We start from the raw sequence: 23,785 nt of genomic DNA, 5'->3' as shown, positions 1-23,785 counted from the left end.
ACAACACTTTTATCCTTATTTGTGAAATGAACCTGAATACCTAATATATCGTCATCTTTGGATAAACCAAAGAATTCTCTTGGGTAAATGTATTTCTGGAAAGAAGTCACTACGCCCAGATCACCCAGTGATTCCATAAGGGTTTTATCGGAAATCTCGTCCACGATCTTTTCTTTCTCTACTCCACCTTCTAGGTACTGTACCTTTGCATACAGATGAACATCGCCCTCTTTCAGACCGCCTTCGGTTACGTAGTTCGGTTCGTTATAGCGGATGGAGAATATATCGCCGAAACCGAAAGTAGCAGGAACGAAAGACATCGCAGGATCAGCAGTGAAGTTCATTTGAGGCTCATCACCACCCTCATCGTATTGGTAGACATGGAAAAGCCATAATTTATATCATAGTCAGATGGGTAATCTTATGATATTCTTGTCCGGTTATCATCTTTGCAACTCACGATGACGAACAAAACCGAAACTACTGTAAGTATCAATGCATATTTTTCATCATTTTAATTTTTAAGTTTATAAGTTATTATTTTTCAGTATATTAATCTATAATTTTATCTATATCGACCCAGAAGAACCGGGGGCGATAAGTACTTACATCACTGAACTGCTCCGCAAATACTTCAGTATTCACGTTGTAGCTGACAAGTATCATCCCGTCTTTCTCAAACTGCGGATGAGCCATGGCATTGTAAGTCAATAAATGGGGAATGTTCTGTTCGTAGGTACTGAATATGAGTTGTTTATTTCTCCAGGGCCCGGTAGGGCTATCGGCAACGAACGTGTATATCTCACCGGAATTAAAAGTTTTCTTTTGTGTAAGCAATACATACTTGCCCCGCAGTTTGAATACATTGAACTGTGACGAAACGGGTACAGTTGATAAGCCTTCCAGCTTCACGGCATCTGATGAATTTGCACTCCAACCCGAACCGTTGTAATATTGCCAGTTGTCGTATAGATTGCCTACGGCGGTCCGTGCAACCAGTACTTCGGTGATGGGATCCATATCATTTCGTACATCCACTTGCGCATAGATATAGTTATAATCGCCATCGTTGAGTGCAGCCATTCCGTAATGAATATCTGCTGAGCCGTTAAATGGTATGGGCGTTATCTTATTCAATTCTAAACCGGGGAGGTTATACTCCAGTATATGGGTGGTTTCATACATGAATCCCCACATACCCTCACCTCCCTGATACATCAGGGTTTGAAAAATGTACAACTTATCGCCATTCACAAATCCGTGTCCGGGCCAGTACCATTTCTGCTCGTCGGGATAATCGGGAGGTACTGCTGCAGAAGCATTCTTGTTGCCCCCGTAGCCGTAAATGGCACTCACCTTCCCATTGTCATATACAATATAGGTATTGCGATACATACGATCGGATGTTGGACGTTGTCCGCCTGTAACTATTCCTACGTAGGAGTCGCCCATCAGGAAGATACTCCTGCCATCGGGCAAGGCAATGGAATACATTCCATCGCCCGCGGTTACGCTTCCCTGGTCAGGAATGATAACGCCTGCAATCACCTTGTCGAGACCATCAATCTTTGCCTGGGTAGTATTGGAGCTTATAACTTCGTCGCCCTTCATCAATGAAAGAGTTACAGATACAGGTTCATTATAAGGCACATGGGTGAAATAGAACGTAGTTTCGTCTCTTCCTGCCGTTTTAGCTGTGGCCGGTTTGCTCAACTCAATACGATAATTATCAAAACTGACGTCCGGGTTGGTTAGTTCCCACGACAGGTATAGCGTATCAGCATTGAATGTAGTGGCGATCTTAATATAGGGATGGTCGCCATCAGGTTCAAAGGGATTCTTCTTTGTATGGTTATCACTGTCGGAACAAGAGACGAGGAGACAAAGTAAGAACGATAATAATATCATATGGTCATAATTGTTTTTTATACTAACTACTTGTAATTAATATGTTCTTAAAAGGGGCGACTCTGCAACCTTTATCACATTAAAAATGAACAGATAATCTCTTTTTCTCCTTGTGATTATATTGCTTAACGAGCAAATCAGCGCCATTCCTGCACATATCAAGATCTGCCTCAATAGTAATAACCTTCTCTTCACCGGGCATTAAAGTGAAATAATTATCGTTCATTATTACGGGAAGTATCCGCTCTCCACTTACGCTGTCTATCAATCTCAGGCGATTACCAAAGGCAACGGTCGGGGAATTGTTTATTATTGTCAGACTTACTATCCCATTGCTATCGTTTTCATTCGTTGTCTTGCTGGCTACATTCACTGAAAGGTCAGCTTCCGGAAGTTTGTTCAAATCAGTATAATCCAAATCATTCTTTCCGTTCCGCCAATAAAAATTCTCGGAGATCAAATTTCCTTCAGCATCACTCAATTCAAGAAGAATGAAATGAAGCGGAGTCAATACTGTACTGGAAGCAGAATCATCATTGAAATTCAAGCAAAAGGCCTCTTTCAGATCGGCAGCAGGCACATCCAACTGTACTGAATTGGCATACAATGGAATTTCTTTTCCATTCAGATCGAAAATGCGGACAGATGCCATAACCTGTTTCATATCCTCAGAAGAGGAATTTATCACCTTGACACTGTTACTGGAAGAATTCCATTGAATATGAAGTGGCTCACATGCTTTCTTGGCACCCCAGTAAGATCCCGTGGCATCATAATAATAGTCGTATGTTTGCCATACAAACGAGGGATAGGCCGACTGGCTCATCCAAATCAGGATTCCCGTGGCATCATTCCACATCTTGTCGTTCCAGGCCTCGTACATACCCTTCATCACTTCAATATTCAGGAACTGTGCCTTTTCACAAAACGTCTCCAGGTTATCGGATTCTCCAAACTGTTCATTCACCGCTTTCTTGTAATTGACAGGATTGGCGTTGGAGGCTTCTTTTCCAAAGAAATGCTTGTTCCATACAGTCTCGTCATCCTCCTTCAACTGTTCATCGGTAGGCAGCGGCCATAACTCGTTTTCAGGCATAAATAATTTCACACTTTCATACACCGGAAAAGTAACCGTACCAATCTCCGTGCGCAAACCATAGCCCCGGTCAGATCCGTACGGATAAGGAGGGTTGTTCCATGCGAGGTTACTGCCGGAAGTCTCAAAATGATGTCTGGGAGGTTGGTTACCCCACCATCCGCTACCGGACAAACCATCCTGGTTTGATGACGATTTATACATCCTATCGTTATGATCTTCCGATGCAACTATCCCTCTGAGATAATGATCCAGTTCAGGGGAAGGATAGGTCTCATTGGCACCACACCACAGCGCTATCGAAGGGTGATTTCTCAAACGCCTTACCTTGTCCAGTGCATTTTGTTTAAAATGTTCTTCATCCTCCACCTCATTATAGGCTACATAGAGCCAGAAATCATCCCACACCATTATTCCATACTGATCACAATACCTATAGAATGCATCATCGGTGACACAACCCGTCCACAATCGGATCATATTATAGTGCATATCTTTGTGCAGGCGAATCTTTTGCTCATACTCTTTATCGCTGGTACGGAGCAGATATTCACTCATTCCCCAGTTTCCTCCTTTGATAAAGAGTTTCTGTCCATTGATATAAAAAGTCAACACCGGCCAATCGATAGCATTTCGCTCGAAACGGTATTCATAATTCCGGATGCCAAAAGATATCTCCCGGCTATCGGTCACCTTTCCATCTACTTCGCAAGTCACTTCACAGCTATATAAGTTGGGCTCTCCATATCCATTGGGCCACCAGAGTTTTGGCTCCTTTACAATCAACTCCTCAAATTGTTTCCGGTTCATATACACCTTTCCGGTCTGTCCCGCATCAAGCGACATATTTTGAGAGACTTGAATATCACCCGGCTGTATTGTAATGGTCACCTTTGCCTCTTTCTTTTCCCGCGAGGTGTTATTGAGAGTGGTCTCAAAAGCCAGATAAGCAATATCATCCGATTCCAGTTCAGAACGAATCCAGGGGTCTTCCATAATGACCTCGCCGGTTACCCGAAGATATACATTTCCGGTGATACCATTCAACCTTCCCGGCACATAAGGCATCCAGTCCCATCCGGCAGCAGAAAGATAAGTAGGACTGGCCGATATGCCAAACCCCTCCTTGGCATCCCGGGTCTTTTTCTGATTAGCGTCGTAGATCAAAACGGCTATAGCGTTTTTCCCTGATTTGTTTATCAGGTCAGTAACGTCAAACTTCGAACGTAACATATGTCCACTCACATCTCTGGTGGATGTAGCAGTACCGGAAATCTTTTTGCCGTTAAAATAGAAGTCGGCATATCGGTTCGTGTTGTTAAAATGAAGCCATATACGCTCCCCTTCCTTAACGAATAATGGCGCTGTAAATTCCATCCTGTACCAGAAAGAACGATTATAAAAAGACTCATCTACCTGATAAATATTATCTGCGTAATTGGGATCTTTTTCCAGTCCGGCCTCTACATAAGCTGTAAACACAACGCCGGGGACAACCCCTTCCACATGATCTTTCATCTGAAAACCGGGTGTAGAAACTCTAAATCCTGACTGTTTCACTTCTGCTTCAGGCTTTAGTTCCCACCTGATATCGGGATTGGAACTGTCTAACGCGAACTCTCTGTTCTGCGCATGAGAGTTGAAAAACAAAATCGATATTAACCAGATTATAAGTGGAAGCGTTATCTTCTTCATAAAAAATAAGTATTTATTTTATTTACGAGATACAGAATAAGGGCGATCCTCGTGGAGGGTTCCTCGTTCCTTGTTGGGTTTGTTGCTCATCACGAATGTCAATTTTCCTCCCTCCACAATGTCGGAATAGGTGATCCAGTTCTTAGAAAATTCCTTGCCGTTTAATGAAGCTGACTCTATATAAACATTCTCTGCACTGTTATTCTTTGCTTCTATAATGAACTGTTTCCCATCCTCAAGTGTAATCGTCGCTTTTTGAAATAAAGGACTTCCTAACACGTATTGGTCGGTACCCGGGCAAACGCTGTAAATACCCAGTGCATTCAGTACATACCACGACGAAAGGCCGCCCTGATCTTCATCTCCCGGATACCCTCGGGGTGATGCGTTATAGAGTTGTGTCATCACTTTACGTACGCGCTCTTGCGTTTTCCAGGGTGCTCCCGCGTAGCTATACAGGAAGGGAACATGCTGGCAGGGCTGGTTACCGTGCGCATACTGTCCCATACCGGCAACAAGCATCTCTTTTATTTCGTGGATCACATCCGGATACGAGCCTTTATCGAACTCGTTTGTGCCGGTGAAGAAAGTATCCAGGCGGGTAATGAACTTTTCCTCGCCCCCCATTAATGCTATCAGGCCTTCCACATTGTGAAATACCGACCAGCTGTATTGCGCGGAGTTACCTTCGGTAAACGGATTTCCCCATCGATAGGGGTTGAAATCTTCAAATACCCAACTGCCATCGAGCTTTCTTCCTCGCATGTATTCCGTTTCAGGATCCCAAAGATTCTCATAGTTATCGATGAGCCGGCCGAAAATTTCTTCGTATTTCTTGTTGCCGGTCGTTTTTGCAAGATAATAGGCACACCAGTCATTATACGCATATTCCATCGTCTTGGCCGCGCTCTCACTCACGTCAAAAGGGATGTATCCCTTTTCAAAATAGTGCTCATGACCTTCCCGGCCGCTGGAACCTTTCCAAAATCCTACGTTGGTTATCTCGTGATAATAGAGTTCCAGCGTTTTTTCAGGATCGAAATTGCGGATTCCTTTTGCCCAAGCATCTGCCAACAACGAGATAGCATGATTCCCAATCATGATACCCGACATTCCCGGGCAGGACCAGGTAGGGAAAAAACCGCACTGTTCTTTGGCATCCAACAACGACTGCATATAGCGTCCTTGCATGGTTGGATGCAGGATATTGGTCAACGGGAACTGAGAACGGAACGTATCCCAGAATCCGTTGTCGGTATACATATAGCCCGGATACACTTTGGAATCATACGGGCTTCTGTAATAGGGCTCTCCTTCCTCGTTTATGTCATAGAACTTATGGGAGAATAGGTTGGAACGAAACAGGCAGGAATAAAATGTCGCTTTATCTTCCTCGCTACCGCCTTCCACTTTTATTCTTCCCAACAATTTATTCCAGAGCTGTCCGGCAGCATTTTTCACCTCGTCCAGATCCTCCAATTCACCCAACTCTTGATTCATGGTTAGCTGTGCTTGCTCAGGACTGATATAGGACATCGATATCTTAACCTGTACGGTGCTACCCGGTTCAAATTCAATGTAAGCCCCTTTTCCCTCTCCTTCATCGATACGATTTCGCGGGATGACTTCATCTTCATGATTTTCCCACGTACCATACGAGAGGAAGGGTTGATCAAAGGATAGGACAAAAAAACCTTTCATATCTGCCGGAAAAAGGAAGCCGCTGTGAACCCACCCGATGATCCTTTGTTCCTCGGGCAATATTTCGATACGACTCTTACCAATGTAACCATCCAAGACAAGGTAGGAGTTTTCCGATTCAGGGAAAGAAAAGCGCATCATGCCTCCTCGTTCCACGGGCGACATCTCCACGTACACTTGATTCTCCAAAGCTACGGCATAATAATGGGGGCAGGCTATTTCATTCTCATGCGAGAAACCAACGGCACGCTCTTCTTCATTTACCTTTAATACCCCGGTCTGGGGCATCAGGCTAATGGTCGCGTAATCCCTTACCCAGGGACTGCACTGGTGGGTTAACTGGAATCCCCGGATGGTGGTAGCCGAATACTGGTACTTCCATCCATCTCCATTCCTGCCGGTTTGCGCGGAGAACGCATGCATGGGATAAGGTACAGCCACGGTGGGATAGGTATTCCCGTAACTGAAGTCCGGTTTCGAATCGGTTCCTTGCAATGTATTCACGTAATAAACTAAATCTGCCTTCTCTTCCTTAAGAGGCGACCAAGCAAGTAAATTGATTAGGATCAATGCAATGATTATTCTCATTTTGTTTCTTTTTTAGTTAAGTTTCGTACGTGTTTCAAGAACTACACGTGAAAGTTCAGTTCTTATTATATCCCCCAATTCCGATTGGGTTCCGGCCCCATCTCTATCTCTAAAATTCCTCCGGAAGTAATTTCCTCATGATTGAGATAGCATCTCTGCAGTTGTTCTCCATTCAACTTCACACTTTGAATATAGATATTTTCTTTAGAATTATGGATGGTCTTTATTGTAAATGAATTTCCTGACGCATAGTCATCATCCAACTGAATGGTTATCTCTTCGAAAACGGGGCTGGTAATTTCATAGCGCAAGTCGCCCGGACAAACCTGATACAAGCCGATAGATGCCAATACATACCAGGCCGACATTTGTCCCACATCGTCATTCCCTACCAAGCCATTTACGCTGTTATTATATGCTCTGCGACATATTTCACGGCTCCATTTCTGTGTGAGCCAGGGATATCCCAAACGGTTAAACAGGAAAGGAACATGATGTACCGGTTCATTCGCGTGGTTATAGTAGTCATTCCACATCATATCCTCCGGCACGTTTTCGAAAAATTCAAGCAAATCGGCCAGCACCTTCTCACGACCTCCCATCAATGCTACCATCCCTTCCACATCATGGGGTACAAACCATCCCTGTTGATAAGGGTTACTCTCCACAGTACCGTACCCGTCCCGGAGGCGGCCTCTTGCCGGCCACTCTTTCCATGTACCGTCTTCATTCTTTGCCCTGAACCAACCCACCTCGGGATCAAACACATTTTTATAACTTTTGGAAAGCGCAAGATATTTTCCATAATCTTCCTGCTTGCCCAACTTCTCAGCCAATTGAGACATACACCATTCGGTATAACTCAATTCAAGGGTATTGGATATGGAAAAATCACCGACGGCATATCCCGCGCTTCCCGAATCGAGGGCATCACTACGAACAGTAAAACCAAGCTTCTCGTTGCCACTCCTTTCACTGGTATTAAGCGCTATCTGATACGCTTTTTCGATATCGTAATCATCAATACCCTTGAAGAAAGCGTCGACAAGTACCGATATGGCAGGATTTCCAATCATGCAGCCACTATACGCATTCAATAACTCCCATCTTTCAAAGTAACCTTTGCCACTCTCCTCCGCAAGCGTGACAAGCGACTGGACCATGTCGTTTACAAGTGTAGGATTGATCAGTGTCTGCAAGGGGAATTGTGTACGAAACACATCCCACCCGCTAAATACGGTTCTTTTGGTGAAATTATCAGATTGACGGATCTCGCCATCTCCTCCGATATAATTACCATTCACATCTTCAAAAGTTCTCGGGTCTATCATCGTGTGATACAGGGCAGTGTAGAATATCTTTTTCTCGTCGTCATCCCCACCCTTCACTTTTATTTTTTGTAATGCGCTGTTCCACGCATCATACGCCTCCTGATGTACCCGGTCGAAATCCCAATCCGGGATCTCCTTCTCCAGGTTTTGCCTGGCTCCTTCAATATCCACGAATGAAATACCCACTTTGAGTATAACCTCTTCATTCTCCTGGGATGCGAAATTGGTAAAGAATCCCAAGTGTTTGCCTTTTATCCCGGTTACTCCGTTTTCTATATTGGCATTGGACACCAATTCCCGATATGCATCTGATGTGACAACTTCCCGCTTACGCGACATACCATCCGGGATTTCGGCATTCCAAAAACCATAATCTTCGAGCGGCTTGCTGAATTGTGCATAGAAATAAACAGTGTAATCGGATTTACCGTCACCATTTCCCCAACCACCTCCTTCAGGAGGACATTCCATCCATCCTTCGATAGTATGATCGTCAACCATCTTTATAAACTGTCGCGTGGATGTTCCACCAACCCTCCGTGCCAGATCAATTTGAACGCGTGATTGTGGATTTTCAGGGAAAGTGAAGCGGTAAACACCACTATGTGTGGCTGCAGTAGCCTCCACTTTTATTTTATAGTCATCCAAAAGCACGGAATAATAACCTGCCGATGCAATTTCACTCTCTTTCGAATAACGGGAACGATAACCATCATCAGGATTTGCCTCAGTGCCGGCAACCGTTTTCAGTTCACCGGTCGTAGGCATGATCAGGAAATTACCCAAATCACCATACCAGCCAATACCGCTCAACTGGGTCATAGCAAACCCTTCTATGGTAGTATGTTCATAACTATAACCCGATCCGTTATCACCTCCGGTAATCGTGTTGGGACTACACTGCACCATCCCGAAAGGAGTAGCAGCCCCGGGAAAGGTCTTACCAAGGCCGTGGTAAGCCCCAGCAGCATCCACACTCGTACTTGCGCCGATAAAAGGATTCACATGCGAGGCATAATCATCCTCGCTTTTATTATTATTCGTGCAGGAAAAGTGTGTCCACACTAATAACAAGAGTATTACCGGGTAATATTTATTCATCATCATCAATTTTAGATTTGCACATCAATTAACCGCAATGTCACGAAGCCGAATTGGGGTATTGTTATTTTTGTGATTAACCGACCATCGGCTTTATAGGCGGGTGACAATTCACGGATAAGATCACCTTTCAGGTCCACCTGTTCTATTTTTCCCACACTACTGTTCCAGATTACTTCCCGCAGAATCTCCCGGGAAGAAGTGTTATAGATACGAATAAGCAGATGGCCGCTCTCTACGGTCATGGAAGATATCTCCAGATTGTCACCGACCGTTTCGAGTATGGATCTTTCCGGCAGTTCAGTAGAAGATGATGTAAGTTGCGCGACCATGGGCTCATTCCATTGGCCGCTCGCTTTTTCCACTTCTCCCCTCTCCCAGTCGCCGGAATGAGGCAGAAGCGCATACCGTATGTCTGTGGGTCTATGGATCCTGTAATTCCTTCCCCATAAAGCCCTGCCGGTATATTGAACGGTCAGTCCCAGCGGCAAACTGTCGGATTGCAGATAACTCGTAGTATGGTCTGAGAACAGTGCCACCCCGTAATCCCGCTCCCTTCCGGTAATATCTACCCAATTCAGGATCACGTTGTGTTTGATACTGTCCCAGCTTGAATAAAGTGTATTGTCAAGCTGGCTTTCAGTGACATCAAACGGTGCATTCTTATATATCTTCCGGCCTATATCATTGAACGGGAAACGCAGATGAAGTTTATAATCATCATTATAGAACGCCTTATTGCGGTCGGTGGCTTCATAATCATCGCTTTGATCATACGCGCCAATTCCCGGCTGTCCATTCCAATCGATATGCAAGGCGAAATCGATGCGGGGATTGTTCTTATAAAAAGTGATCAGTTTGGAGTAGCTATGCCCCGCAATCTGATTTTCAACCTTTATCCGGGTAAATATCTCCCCCTCTTCAATGATCGAGGCCATAGCCCGGTTTTCAGACCCCTGATGAAATCTGTCTTCCTGATAAAAAAAGCCTCTCAGGTCGTTCAGATATTTCCCGCTTTGTACCAACTGCCTGTTCCCGTTTTTTTTATCAATCAGGCTTGTGATCGTACCACCATGCGCAGGATCAACAATTACCGAATAGTAGTCTGTTTCTATGGTGAGTTTCTCTGAAGAAAGCTTAGTATCTCTTTCAGAGAGTAGTTTCTTGTCGCTGCATATCAACCGATAAGTAGCATAACCCATTCCCGGGACAGACGCCTCAAAGAACAGTTTCACATCACCGTTAGCATCTTCTGATAGTTGATGAGGAACAGGCTCTCCCTGAATGTTGAGGACTGCCACCTCCCGGCCTCGAATATCCTTCGGTAAAATCAGGGTCACTTCTTCCTTTCGTCCCGACCCCAGCGTATTATACACTCGGATGTATGCAGGATTGTCCGTACCGTCAAAGAGATTTGATATCTTATCGGATGCAATCTGGTTTGTGGCATCGGTCCACCGGACTACTTTATCGGCCCAGGTATCTCCCGGCCTGCCGTTATAAGGAACGATCCAGCAATCGTGGTGCTGGGCAAGCATCAACGTCCTCCATGCTTCGGCAAAATCCTTTTCCGGCCAACTTTCACGGTTGAACAGATAATCCATCGCTGCCATCTTTTCTGCCGTGACGAGCAGGTTCTCGCTCACGCGTACCTGCCGGGCAATTTCCTGCATTACCTGTGCCCCCCACACCAGTCCCGGTTTGATATCTTCCTGGGTGAAATGCCAGTCCTCAGGCTCCACCTTCCCTTTGATCATTTCACAATAGTTGGTCCAGGTAGTATAGTGTGTAGGTTTGTATTCACTGCCCCAAGGGCCTCCGTTCCATCCCGCATCCTGAAAACACATCCCTACCGGGTATTGTATACCATTGGCAAAGCACTTTTCGATGAAACGGTTGGAATTGGTCCACGACTCGGTCTGCCAGGTAGATTCCGTGGATAACTCCTCAATAGCATATCTCGGTACAGCCGGAATGGAAGTCCCGTCGGGTCCGATCCAGTTTACCAGGTCTTTTCCAAAAGCGCTGGTGTAACCTCCCCAACAGGTATTGGGGTTTCTCAATACCGCGTATTGAAAGCCAAAACCTTGTAAGATCTGCGGTAAACTACTCGTGAAACAGGGCTCTTCCACGGCATAAGTAAGGAAAGAGGCGCCCGGAAAATATTCCCGGGTCTTTGCCATACCATAATGGAATTGCCGGATGATGCTCTCGCCCAATATGTTATAACAGTATGGTTGCGACCAGGTCGGGTTTACAAACTCGATACGCCCCGACGTGCCTTCTTTTTCAAAATATGCCTGGAACGCTTTGAAGTTCTCCGCATCGGTCACGCTGATGGTATCCCAGGTCTCAGGTTCGATCTCCAGGTTGATCGCCCAGTGAGGATGTTTCTCCAACTGCTCTACCATGAACCGCGCCTGCCACTGCGGGTAATGGCCATACACACCACCATGATAACCATCCGCGAACCAGGCGGTTTGTGACAGAGCAGGAGCCTTCACTATTAAAACATACAACAAAATAAAGATAGATAACCTATACTTCCGGTTCAAATTTCCAAATGCCATACCATTCCTTTCCTCTTACACACTCATACAAACAAATCAGGTCTTTACCAGAACTATCTTTCTCTTTACAGGTTGATTTATCCCATAGATCTCCGAAACGATCATATCTATTTCCGCTTGCCGTATTTCACGAAACGACTGATGCATCATCCGGGCGTAGTTCTCCCTATGCATTCTCAGCCATCCGTTGTTACCCGTTTCCTTATCAAGTGCTTCAAGCGATGCCCTGTTATTGGCAAACAACAATCCCCTCTCCTGAAAAAAGCCGAATTGTATCCAGGCGTAATCCCGGAAATTCCTCTCAATCTCCCAACGCACTTCATTCAGATGCATAATCGACAAAGCCTGCTGGTATTGCGGCGTTTTTGTTTCTGCCGCCAGGTTCACCCCTTTGCTCAAATCCCCGGACGACCATACCCCGATCTCTTCTCCGTCAATGAACATTTTATAATCACCTTTCTCCAGATCCGTGACTTTAATTATCTCCCGGTTCATTTCTTCCATAAACGGTATATACTTTATCGCATCGGCTTGTGATTTTTTTGCATTCCAACCGCGTGGGACCGTATCTAACGGATAGGGCAACGAATAAGCCAGGTAATCAAAAGAGAGCGTCCCTCTGTTTCCCCTTACATTGGATATTTCGCAGTTTTCGGATCGGGCAACTGATTTTTTGGATGCATTGACCTCAAAGTCCGCTACCGCATTGGCATCCAATCCCTGCTCCCTGAGGAAAAGGTAAGCCATCACCATGTGTCCGTCATTTTCAGGGTGAATACGGTCAAGACCGCAAATAGTGAATCCCGGATCACTCGCCTGGAACTTCCGGTTAATTGCTATCATAGGGGCATTCAGGTCCAGAAATTCCCAGTTGTTCTCTTCCGCTGATTTCTTCTGAAATGCCACGATACGTTGCATCACGTCATTTTTCCCTCTCAGTGCGGTATTGTCTTCGATCTTTGCAGTTTCATCATAGGGAGAGCTCCCCATCATTACGATCTTCGTACCGGAAAGTCCTTTCAACCGTTCTTCCATCAGTTTAAAATTTTCATAGGTCTCCCGGTATTTTTTTTCCCCGAAGCTGGCACCGTCATCCCCGTTATACTCAAAATATCCGGAATCGTTCATTCCGAATGTAACGACCAGTGTCGTAGGATTTTTACTGAAGACATCCGCATCCAAGCGTTTATACATATCAAGGGCCGTGTTGCCGCCAATGCCCGCATTCATGATACGCAGATCCCTGTTCGGGAACCTTGTCATATAATACAACCAGATGAATGAATGATAATGTCCTCCATCCGTAATACTGTTTCCCAAAAAAACAACCTTTTCCCCTTCTTTGAAAACAGGAATAGCCTGAGAGTATATGCTATCCACTATGAGGGATAAACAAAAGCATAAGACTACAAATTTCTTCATTATATCAAATCCTTCCATTAAGTAAATATTCCAAATGACTAACTTCCATAAACTTGTTCTTAAAATTCGAATTGAATTTTGTAAGTACCTGTCCGCAATGCTAAAGATTGTCCATCAAAATCAATCTCCCTGTCATCAACAATACAACGGAGAGTTCTATTGGGTATGGCTACATTTGCCCGTACTCCTACAGGCAGAACTACATACATATTCTGCTTGTTATCGTTTATTTCCCAGTTCACAACGATTGTCCCATAAGGTGATTCCTTTGTAGTATGTGCCCATGTGACTCCGTCCGGAATTTGAGGTTCAATAAATACGTGCTGATAGCCCGGATTTTCTTCATCAAGCCTAATACCTCCTACTGCCTGATAGAACCAACTGCCGATTCCATTATAACAATTATGTACGCGGCTGCGTTCTCCACTCCAATACTCCCATGTGGTGGTAGCATTATTGTTGAGCATATATAAATAGCCCGGATAATCCTCTTGTTTTAACATCGAATACATAAAATCAACTTCCTTATTCTGGATAGTCCAATCTGTGAGAATGGGTGCTCCAACCAAACCTACCGCCAGATGACCATTATATTGTTCTTTCGTACGTGCTATTAATTCTCCTTTCACTTTATCATATAACTCTTCAGGGACAACTCCTATTAACATGGGATAAGACATATCAAGTTGCGAACCTGTGGAATAAACATTTCTCTCCGGATCATAAAAAGTTTTATGGATCAATCGATTCAATTTAGTTTTTCTTTCGGCAAATTCTCTGGCTTCTTCTTGTTTGTTCAAAGTGGTAGCAATCTTTTGTAATGTACTTAAACATTCACTAATGAAGCAATTGTTAACCAAATCTATGGAAGACTGTGCGCCGGTATCTACTCCTGCAGGTGCAAGCCAGTCACCTAAATACCAATCACGATACGGGGTATCCGGCCAACGTTTTAACAGTCCATTTACCGTATATTTATCCACATAACTCAGCCATTGCTTCATCGTGTTGTAATAACGGTCCAATAGACGAGGATCACCATAATTCACATAAGTCCTCCAGGGAGCCAACACGATGAATCCGCACCAGTAGGGGCCGCCACCACCTGCACCGGGGTTGGGAGCTACATGAGGCAAACTACCCCCTTCACGCATTACGTCTTTCCATGCCTGCATCCAATTCATGTAGGTAGGAGACACATCATACATTATTTGTAAAGCCTGTGTTGAAGAGTTACCGTCCCCACCATATCCGGTCCGTTCCAGATGGGGACAATCTACCATATAGCCGCTAAAAGTTAAGCAACGCAATGTATAACTAACCATATCATGTATGGCGTTCAACTCATTATCGGAGCACCTGAAAGTAGCGGCCGACTGATAATCGCCGTGTATGAGATAAGACTTTATCTGATTTTTCGAAGGTCTTATTGGCAGATTGGTTATTTTCACATAACGAAAAGCATGGTGGTTGAATTTATTACAGAACACATCATTGGTTTTGCCGGAAGCGATATAAACATCGCTCTCACCCTGTTCCTCAATGTATCCCTCTTTGGTCATATAATCACTGTAAGTCACCCTTATCTCATGCCCTTCAGGCAGCTGAGGAATACGCAATTCAAACCATCCTGTCAGTACCTTTCCCATATCAACCAGCCAGGAATTATTACCCAATGCTTCTATACTCTTAGGGATGAGTGCATCCTGTATTTTGTTTGGCTCACACATCTGTGGAGAGATTTTGTGATTGGGTATTTGAATGATTTTGACAGGCTCCCAGCTCAAATCATCCAATCCTTTTTCCATAAGATTATCAGGGAGCAAACGACCATCTATCCTTTCTCCCCCAAATTGAAGGGCTTGCCATGTTCCGGTATCAGAATACCCGCTTTCGCGCCCGGTCCATGTATTATCCGTAACAAGAATTGATTCCCATTTCCCATTTTGCATGGTATTCATTTCCGCCTTCACTACCGGCCCATCATGATCTGCACCAAAAGTAGTACTCTTATACCATCCTTGTCCCAACCATAGAATAATTTCATTCTGTCCCTGACGCAGATAAGGTGTTACATCATAAGTAACTACTAACGAACGTTTATTTAATTGAGATACTGCCGGAGATAATACATGATCATCGACCTTCCTGCCATTGATATAAAATTCATGATAACCTAATGAATTTACATGAAGGAAAGTTATGCCAAATTCATCGAGAGTAAATGATTTTCTCAATAATGGTGATCTGACGTCTCCGGTAGCCACCCCTATATATTCCCCTTTAAGTTCATCATTTTCTAAAACACCAATGCCAAAACGTTGAACAGGACTCCATGCGGAAGCGTTTCCATTTTTATCCCACACCCGAACCCGCCAATAGCATAACATACGGGATTCCAAGTCCCTTCCTTTATAAGGGACCATCACTGAAGCCGATGATTTAATTCTGGCAGAACTCCATAAATCAGCCCGATCATTTATCAATGGTAAACTGTCCGAAGCAACTTGAATTTCATAATACTGTTGCTCCATTGGAGTATTACTTTGAATCTTCCAACTAAAATGTGGAGAGATATTATCAATTCCATTGGGGTTTACCAAATTCTCACACCGCAAATCGACAAGATCTATTGAAGAAATGCTTAAGAGATTACAACAGAAAATAACTTTCAAAAGTATTGTCAATATTATTCTTTTCATAAATGACAGGGCTGATCATATGGATTTATTCATCCCGATAAACACTCTTCCAGTTGTAAACGCGATAAAAATAAGGACGATAATAATCGGCACTACCCGGCGCGTTGAAATTGTCAAAAAAGTCAGGCGCATCGGTGTTCGTGGAAAATACCAATTCTCCCTCTCTCGACAAACCTGTATGTAAATTGACCATATAAAGCGCGTTCCAGTATTGGTATCCGATCTTATCTATTGTTTTAGGCAATGAGAATAATACCTTCTCATCCCTGAAAGGCCCATAAGGTGTGTCACTTCGATAAATCTTCATATTAAGTGCACTAAATCCGGCCTGGGCAACCAAGTAGTAGGTACCTCCATCATGAAAAATCCAAGGCATTTCACAACTTGCATTATTCAGCAGAATATTTGAACGCATCATTTCATCTGCTGTCGGATAATCATCCTGCCATCCGAACTGGCCGCTCAGGTTCCGTATATAATACTCCCATTTACTTGACAAATCCCGTGTCTGAGTACGTGCAACCAACACAACTTTTTGATCCAATTTATCGCTCGGATTTGGACCTTGTGAAGTCGAAGTGTATAAATAAATATGGTTATCATCTTCTACTCCTTCGAGGATTGTTGAACCATATGTTGAGTTGCCCGGCATGAAGTCATGGTCTACCGTTTCAAGATTCATATAATCACCCGTATGAGGGACATAATCAGGAATATTTAAACCGCTATAGTAATCAGAGGGCATACTTCCACTCAAATTGTAAGTCGCTAAACATGTACTAACACGATTCATGTCTTTGTCTACACCGCCCCATAGTACTTGAAGTTTATTTGTTCCTTCTTTATTAATTACAGTAGCATCGCCTGCCCAATAAAGATAATCTGAATCAATTTCACCATTTTGGATTTGTTCCTCACTTAAAGATGCCCAAGGATGGCGGATATGGGTCCTCGCCTGAAAATATCTTTCTGAATCGGGATCAGTGCTGATATAATCCGCGAGCCACACGAGATCTGCAGGAGTTTCACCCCCGTTTTTCTGAATCATGATATTGTTTCGCGGGAAATTTGAACTATACCGTGATCTGTTTTCAGGGTTAACCCGACCATAAAAACTGTCATTGAAGGACCAAAAAATATTTCCTCCGGGAAGTTCTGTTGTCAAAACGCCATCACCTCCATTCCAACCGGTGGTTCGTTCAAATAATTGATTGTATTTATTATCCTTATAAACAAATACACCGTCTGCATTCTGTCCAATGTTGCGAATGGGAACTAAATTCCATTCCGGATTTATGTTTGGAGCAATAGGCTCTTCACTAATTTTTTCTTTCGCATTCTCATCGTACTCTACCGGTGTAATATCGTAGTCGTTACACCCCAGAACGATGATTGAAGTCAAAATTATACAAAATAACTTTATATAGTTCCTTCTCATCTTTTCTTCTTTTAATTGTTATGTTACTTTAATCTGACAAACTCTTCTCTCACTTTGTGCCACTTATCTGCCTCCACTCTGTTACCAAAAAAATCAAACGCGAATTTTTCATCAGGCATGCGATAGCAATAGTTTAAAACAAACATGTTATTTTTAGGATTGTAGTAACTCGGCAACTTAGTTGGATTATTTTGATCGATACCGTCTGATGCTTCCATAATTTTCACACTGGAATTACTATTCATGTAAGGAGATAAATTCACCTTATAACAAGGGATGGTAATACCCGTGGGTAAACCATCATCTCCCAGGCTATCAACTTGAATAATTTCCTGGGTGACTTCAACTTTAATCCCGGATCTGTTCAATACACCTCTGTCGCGGCTATTCATCGTTGCCGGCAGAATACGAATACTATTTTCAGAAATAGGTGTGACCAACTTAGTAGCATTGACTACGGTTGGATCAGTTGTGCCACAGTCGCCCCATCCAAAATATTCTCTTAGGTCGAGAATGGTTCCATTCATTGAATAATAGGTGTCTGTTTTGGTAGTAGCATAATCATTCTTGAAAAAGACCCGAAAGAGTACATCACTTTTTCTCTCGGAGAATTGATAATCAGAGACCGATTGGATACTGACCGGAATGTAATATCTTTCATCCGGCAACAAATCATTTATATTCACCCTAATAGGAAATAACGAGTAGGGATTTTCAGGTGTAAGCGTTACTTCCCAACCATCCGGTAATGAATAGGCATCTTCGGGTAGTTCCAAAGAATAGGCACTGTAATTGGTCCCATTCACTCTCTTGTTATACTCATTTAATATAGCCTCATTACGCTCCAACAACACTTTTACGTCTTTATCAACGGATATATTACCAGCCGCATATATAGACAAGAAGCCGTCAATTGCTTCTCCGAAAGTAAATTCCTGACCAAAAACATTATTGTTGTCACTTACAATATATATTTCTTTACGGTATTGTTCTTCCTCGTGGAATATCTTTTCACAAGCCGAAAAAGTGGACAGGATAACCAATCCCATTAAGACACTTTTCGCTCTATTCAATAAAATAGTGTATTTCATATTGCTTGATTTTTATTTAATACTCCCAACCGGGATTTTGGTCTAATGTAGCAACCCTTCTTAATTCATCTTTCGATATAGGCAAAAGGATCATCTTAGGCTGGAAATTACGCTCCCTAATTGTCTGGTAATTAATGATTGTAGGAGCGTAATATCCATTCCACTGTCCCATTTCAACATTGCATCCTGTAAGGGGTTCTCTTTCCAGGTTTTCAATTATTCCCCAACGACGTGTATCATAATAACGATGTCCTTCAAAGAACAATTCTATTGCCCGTTCTCTTTGGATTACCGTTTCGAGTTGGCTTCTATCGTTCAGTTCACCTTCCGTAAGACCGGGTAAACCAGCGCGGTAACGTATTAAATTAAAAGCGCCGGCTAAAGCTTCCACGTCACGGCTAACCTCCTCACCATCGATATTATGGGTGGTTGTCAGGTTGTTCAAGGCCTCTGCATACGAGAGTAGAACTTCTGCATAGCGGATAATAGGAAATGTTTTCGTTACCCGGATAGCTCCATTTCCACTACGTGCATCCCTGGGATGCACATACTTCTTAGCAGTGTATCCGGTAATATTGTACTTCCCATTTGACGGATTGCTCATACTCACATTACCACCCCGCCAATAATCAACAATTATATTTTTTCTGCTATTTTCAGTTGTGGAACTCATCCACCACTTGGAACCGGAGAAAGAGATATTAGCATAGAAACGGGGTTCACGGTTTGCATACGATTTATAAACTCCGGCAGGTAATTCATAAAATCCATCTGATATAATGACGGGGTCTGTAATGACACAATTCCTGTCATAAGGGCGATTTTCATATGGATATAAGGCACTGGAATTATAAATATCCCGCCCATCTGCCATATAGTACATATCAATCATTCTTTGAGGTACACAAAGGACATTCGTACCTCCATATCCATTGGGAAAGACGTATTCTGTCATTTCTTCAATATTGTCAGTTGTTCCCCAGATCAGTTCAGGATTGTTAGCTGCGATTGCTTCGCCGGTGAAATTGTCTGAATAGGAACGATAGGGGTCAATGCCTCCCGGTCCATTTGGATAATCTTCAACGCCAGAAGGTAAGAATTTTTCAGCATATGCCCCCCCGTCCTCAACCGTATAGAGCTCATATTGATTCAAATCCATCACTCTTTTAGCAGCCAATGCAGCTATAGCCCATTTTTTCTCATCATATTCCTGGGATATGTAATGTACACCATCCATCTTACGGGTAAAATTCCCATAATATCTTCGTGCCACATCTCCTCCATTAAAGAGGGGAGCCGCCGCGTTAAGTCTCAACCTGGCAACCAATGCCAATGCTGCACCTTTCGTAGGACTCGCGATCAAATCGATAGGTTGCTTCACGGGAAGATTTTCTGCCGCATACTCAAGTTCACTGCAGATATAATCTATGCACTCGTCGTATGTATTACGTGTCAATAGATAATCTGCCGGCGAACCATTTACTTCGAGAATTTCATCGTGCAGTATTATTACCGGTCCGTAATTCCTGATTAACCAAAAGTATGCATACGCGCGTACAAAACGCACCTTAGCTCTGAATTCCGTCCGATCGAAGCTGTTCATCTCCACTTCATCCAGGCGCGATAGAATGACATTCATTTTGCGTATAACTTTATAACATTCTCCCCAAATATTGAAGGACCAATCCCAGCCCCCCAGAGTTGTAAATGAAACTTTATCAGTCATTAACTCTGTTCCGGGAAAAGCTACAGGGACCACGCCATTTGAATATGTTTCAACTGATACCGCTTCATCTGAGCCTGTAACACCCGGTGTACTACCGCCTTTGAATATTTTCCCTTCTCGTGGAAGATAATCTACTGCTGCATTGAAATATCTTTGAATGTTGACTTGGTTGGCAAATATGGAATCTTCAGGAAAGGTATCTTCAAAGTAGCTGTCTACATTCAAGTAGTTGCATGAGCATAAAATACTCAGGATCATCACACATATTGAAAATTTTAATGTATTTTTCATAACTATATACTATATTTATTTAGAAATTTAGATATAATTGCAAGGAGTATCGTGCAGGAATAGGATATACCTGTCCGGTTCTATGGGCTTGTTCCGGATCAAATATCTTTACTGAATCCCAGACAGCCAAATTTTCACCCATTAATTGGATATCCATAGATTGTATTTTCAGCATATTCTGTAGTAAGCGTGAGTTCAACCTGTATGATAAACTCAATTCCTGGAGTCTCAGATAACGGGCATCACCCATCCAGAACGTGGAAGCTCTCGCGTTGTTTTCATTGTTTCCATAATACAAACGCGGAAACCGTGCATCAGGATTCTCTGTAGAAGGATCACCACTGTATTCCGATGAAATCCACCGGTTCCTGGGATCCGAGGCAATCTTAAGTACATTACCCTTCTGCCCGCTATTGAAAGGGATATACCCATCATAATTGCCGTATAAGAAGTGATTTTGGCCGGTTCCTCTTAACAAGACATTCAACGTGAAATCTTTATACTGTAAAGAACCGCCCATACCATACATCAATTGCGGCACACCCGACCTGGGGAATAACGGTACCCTGTCATCATCAGTAATAACCCCATCTCCGTTTATATCCTTGTATTTGATATCTCCGGGACGAACAGTACCAAACTGAGGAGGGCTCATTTCAACATCTCTTTGATCTTTAAAAAGTCCTATGGCTACCAATCCTCGTTCTACATCATGGGGATAACCATTTCTTTCAAGATAAGGATAAGGTTGTTCGTTCTCTTCCCAGTTTAAGATTTTATTTCTTGCAAGGGTGAAATTCCCCCGTAGTGTCAAATATAATTCACTTCCCAGTTTTTGATGAAACTCAATATTTCCATCACCCCCCCAACTTTTCATGCTTCCTACATTCCCATAGGGAAGACTGATAGCACCCACAAACTCGGGGACTTGTGTCCGTTGCTGAAAAATATTTTCACGCCTATCTATAAAATAATCAAAAGTGGCTTTAAACTTATCGTCTAATAAGTGAAAGTCAATACCAAAATCGATTTTTTCCGCCTTCTCCCATACCAGGTTGTCAGCTCCGACCTGACTTTCATCTAGCTTGCCAACAGCTCCCCAACGGTTTCTGGCAGAGTTTTCCTGTCCAATAATCGTCAGGTATGGAAAACGCCTGTCGGATATACGGTCGTTACCTACAACACCATAAGAGGCGCGGAATTTCAAAAATGACAACCAACTAAGGGATTCTTTCATAAAATCATAGGAGGTTGGCACCCAGCTTGCTGCAGCGGCAGGGAAGAAACCATACTGTTTCCCGGGTTGAAAGTTCTCAGACCCATTCAATCCAAAATTCAAGTCCAGGAAATAGGTATCTTTTAAGCCATACGTAAAACGACCGGACAGACTTTGGTATCGTCTCGGTATAGCATTCATACTACTGGAGGCTCCTGATTCCGCGGTGTCTTCAATGTAATAAAACAGTAAGCCTCCTATTCTATGATTACCAAATAGGCGGTCATAATTTATGCTGGCATCCATATAGAGTCTCCTCCAAAAGGAGGAATTATTCGCGTAATTTACTGTACGTTCTTGTACCCGTTCCGACATAATAAGCGAACCGTTAGGTGTGCGACCGGTCGCCATCCACAAAGAGGGCATCTTGTAACGGCTATCCCTGTAAACACTAATATTGTTTAATGAGGTTTGCACTTTTGCGGATAATCCCTCTGTGATCGAGGATAGATCCTGCTCAACGGCTATAGTCGCTAAATTATTTATATTCCTATCTTTAGAATTACCTGTATAATTTAACAAGACATAGGGAGATATATCATCTCCCTCGTCTGATGCGGGAAGGAATCCATTAGAATAGCGTAAAGGAAAAGATAAAGGAGTAGTTTTTGCCTGTGAACTCCAGAGCCAGTCTGTCAGACTAACACCTAATTCATCACTCCCCATACTGGGGCGGGTATTGTCTGACAGAAAGCCGGTGACACCCACGTAAATCTTGCTAGTATTTGTCATGTTAATATCGAGGTTCAGGCGATAATTATACGTGTTATAACCAACTCCATTATTATATTTACTATCCTGAGAAGCTCTATAAGCTGAGGATTCTCGCGACATTCCCAAACTAGTGAAATACTTTGCAGTAGAGCTACCTCCTTGTGCACTGATATAGTATGTCTGCTGGTAGGAGACCGGATTCAAAATTTCTTTTTGCCAATTTATATTGGGGTATAAATCCGGATCTAATTCATACCTAATAATCTCCAATTCAGTATCATTATATATAGAAGGGATACCTGAAGCTACCGCCGATTCATTTGCTAACTGCGCGTATTGATATGCATCCACATATTCAGGCAAGCGTTTCAATTGGGATACAGTATGATTGATACGCGCTGTAATTCTGAGCTTTTGCTCCAAACCTTTTTTTGTCGTAACCAATACCACACCATTTGCACCCCGACTTCCATAAACTGCAGTGGCTGCCGCATCTTTCAAAACAGAAAAGCTTTCAACATCAGCAGCATCAATTGAACTTAGCGAACCTTCCAAACCATCAATTAAAACCAGTGCCCCGCTATTCGCGCCAAATGTACCAATACCGCGTACCCAGAACTCAGAAATATTTTTACCCGGCTCCCCGCTTTGTTGTACCGCGATAATTCCGGCAACACGACCGGCTAAGGTATTAATTATATTGGTAGATGGCACTTCCAATTCAGCAGGCTCAATAGAAGAGATAGCACCTGCCAAGCTAATCCTTCGTTGTGTTCCCATCCCCACAACGACTACTTCATCCAGCGTTTCAGTCTCAAGTTCCAGTTGAACTTCTAAATTCGAGACTACCTGAGTTACACGATATTCATACAGCTTATATCCTATAAATGAAATTATTATCTGATCATACATGGTAACCCCTAATTCAAAATTTCCATTAATATCCGAGGTCGTACCGATGCCCGGACGATCTTTAATATATATGCTTGCTCCGGGGATAGGCTCACTCATTTCATCATAGACAATCCCTTTTAATACAAATTTGTTTTCTTCTTGTGCAATGAGAGTTGAAAAGGAAAACAGAAGCAATAAGGTAAAAATTATTATTCTATTTATGTACATAATATAAATATTT

General features: G+C 43.1%; 11 protein-coding genes and 1 pseudogene. All 12 read right to left on the bottom strand.

The features are described 5' to 3' along the window. A pseudogene (locus tag Q0502_RS03165) lies at positions 1–344 on the bottom strand (DUF4961 domain-containing protein); the annotation flags it as partial. Between the two features lie 208 nt (positions 345–552). Continuing rightward, entirely contained in the window at positions 553–1,908 is a 1,356-nt protein-coding gene (locus Q0502_RS03160; protein ID WP_298647033.1) for a DUF4185 domain-containing protein, read from the bottom strand. A gap of 79 nt (positions 1,909–1,987) precedes the next feature. Further along, positions 1,988–4,699: a glycoside hydrolase family 2 TIM barrel-domain containing protein gene (locus Q0502_RS03155; protein WP_298647031.1), complete on the bottom strand. Its 2,712-nt coding sequence runs from the start codon at positions 4,697–4,699 to the stop codon at positions 1,988–1,990. 18 nt (positions 4,700–4,717) lie between these two features. Next, entirely contained in the window at positions 4,718–6,988 is a 2,271-nt protein-coding gene (locus Q0502_RS03150; RefSeq protein WP_298647028.1) for a GH92 family glycosyl hydrolase, read from the bottom strand. A 65-nt stretch (positions 6,989–7,053) separates the two neighbouring features. After that, the gene (locus Q0502_RS03145) at positions 7,054–9,420 is read right to left on the bottom strand and encodes a GH92 family glycosyl hydrolase (RefSeq protein ID WP_298647038.1); all 2,367 of its coding nucleotides are present in this window, start codon (positions 9,418–9,420) and stop codon (positions 7,054–7,056) included. 11 nt (positions 9,421–9,431) lie between these two features. After that, positions 9,432–11,990: a glycoside hydrolase family 38 C-terminal domain-containing protein gene (locus Q0502_RS03140; protein WP_298647025.1), complete on the bottom strand. Its 2,559-nt coding sequence runs from the start codon at positions 11,988–11,990 to the stop codon at positions 9,432–9,434. Positions 11,991–12,026: 36 nt separating this feature from the next. Beyond that, positions 12,027–13,412 carry an SGNH/GDSL hydrolase family protein gene (locus tag Q0502_RS03135; RefSeq protein WP_298647023.1) on the bottom strand — a complete coding sequence of 462 codons (1,386 nt, stop codon included), beginning with the start codon at positions 13,410–13,412 and terminating at the stop codon, positions 12,027–12,029. Positions 13,413–13,471: 59 nt separating this feature from the next. Beyond that, positions 13,472–16,114 carry an alpha-L-rhamnosidase gene (locus Q0502_RS03130; RefSeq protein ID WP_298647021.1) on the bottom strand — a complete coding sequence of 881 codons (2,643 nt, stop codon included), beginning with the start codon at positions 16,112–16,114 and terminating at the stop codon, positions 13,472–13,474. 25 nt (positions 16,115–16,139) lie between these two features. Beyond that, positions 16,140–17,552: a DUF5005 domain-containing protein gene (locus Q0502_RS03125; RefSeq protein ID WP_298647020.1), complete on the bottom strand. Its 1,413-nt coding sequence runs from the start codon at positions 17,550–17,552 to the stop codon at positions 16,140–16,142. A gap of 23 nt (positions 17,553–17,575) precedes the next feature. Beyond that, entirely contained in the window at positions 17,576–18,643 is a 1,068-nt protein-coding gene (locus Q0502_RS03120) for a DUF4361 domain-containing protein (RefSeq protein ID WP_298647018.1), read from the bottom strand. Between the two features lie 16 nt (positions 18,644–18,659). Continuing rightward, complete coding sequence (locus Q0502_RS03115) at positions 18,660–20,660, bottom strand: RagB/SusD family nutrient uptake outer membrane protein (RefSeq protein WP_298647015.1); 2,001 nt, start codon at positions 20,658–20,660, stop codon at positions 18,660–18,662. Between the two features lie 19 nt (positions 20,661–20,679). Next, the gene (locus Q0502_RS03110) at positions 20,680–23,772 is read right to left on the bottom strand and encodes a TonB-dependent receptor (protein ID WP_298647013.1); all 3,093 of its coding nucleotides are present in this window, start codon (positions 23,770–23,772) and stop codon (positions 20,680–20,682) included. Between the last annotated feature and the right edge of the window lie 13 nt (positions 23,773–23,785).

Origin of the sequence: uncultured Proteiniphilum sp. (genome assembly GCF_937873925.1) — a bacterium.
Classification (GTDB): domain Bacteria; phylum Bacteroidota; class Bacteroidia; order Bacteroidales; family Dysgonomonadaceae; genus Proteiniphilum.
Note: the sequence above shows the minus strand (reverse complement) of the source record. Positions and strands in the feature narration are given on the sequence as shown.

Coding starts and splice junctions, on each gene's coding strand:
- Q0502_RS03160 (WP_298647033.1), bottom strand. CDS start 1,908: ATGATATTATTATCGTTCTTACTTTGTCTCCTCGTCTCTTGTTCCGAC.
- Q0502_RS03155 (WP_298647031.1), bottom strand. CDS start 4,699: ATGAAGAAGATAACGCTTCCACTTATAATCTGGTTAATATCGATTTTG.
- Q0502_RS03150 (WP_298647028.1), bottom strand. CDS start 6,988: ATGAGAATAATCATTGCATTGATCCTAATCAATTTACTTGCTTGGTCG.
- Q0502_RS03145 (WP_298647038.1), bottom strand. CDS start 9,420: ATGAATAAATATTACCCGGTAATACTCTTGTTATTAGTGTGGACACAC.
- Q0502_RS03140 (WP_298647025.1), bottom strand. CDS start 11,990: ATGGCATTTGGAAATTTGAACCGGAAGTATAGGTTATCTATCTTTATT.
- Q0502_RS03135 (WP_298647023.1), bottom strand. CDS start 13,412: ATGAAGAAATTTGTAGTCTTATGCTTTTGTTTATCCCTCATAGTGGAT.
- Q0502_RS03130 (WP_298647021.1), bottom strand. CDS start 16,114: ATGAAAAGAATAATATTGACAATACTTTTGAAAGTTATTTTCTGTTGT.
- Q0502_RS03125 (WP_298647020.1), bottom strand. CDS start 17,552: ATGAGAAGGAACTATATAAAGTTATTTTGTATAATTTTGACTTCAATC.
- Q0502_RS03120 (WP_298647018.1), bottom strand. CDS start 18,643: ATGAAATACACTATTTTATTGAATAGAGCGAAAAGTGTCTTAATGGGA.
- Q0502_RS03115 (WP_298647015.1), bottom strand. CDS start 20,660: ATGAAAAATACATTAAAATTTTCAATATGTGTGATGATCCTGAGTATT.
- Q0502_RS03110 (WP_298647013.1), bottom strand. CDS start 23,772: ATGTACATAAATAGAATAATAATTTTTACCTTATTGCTTCTGTTTTCC.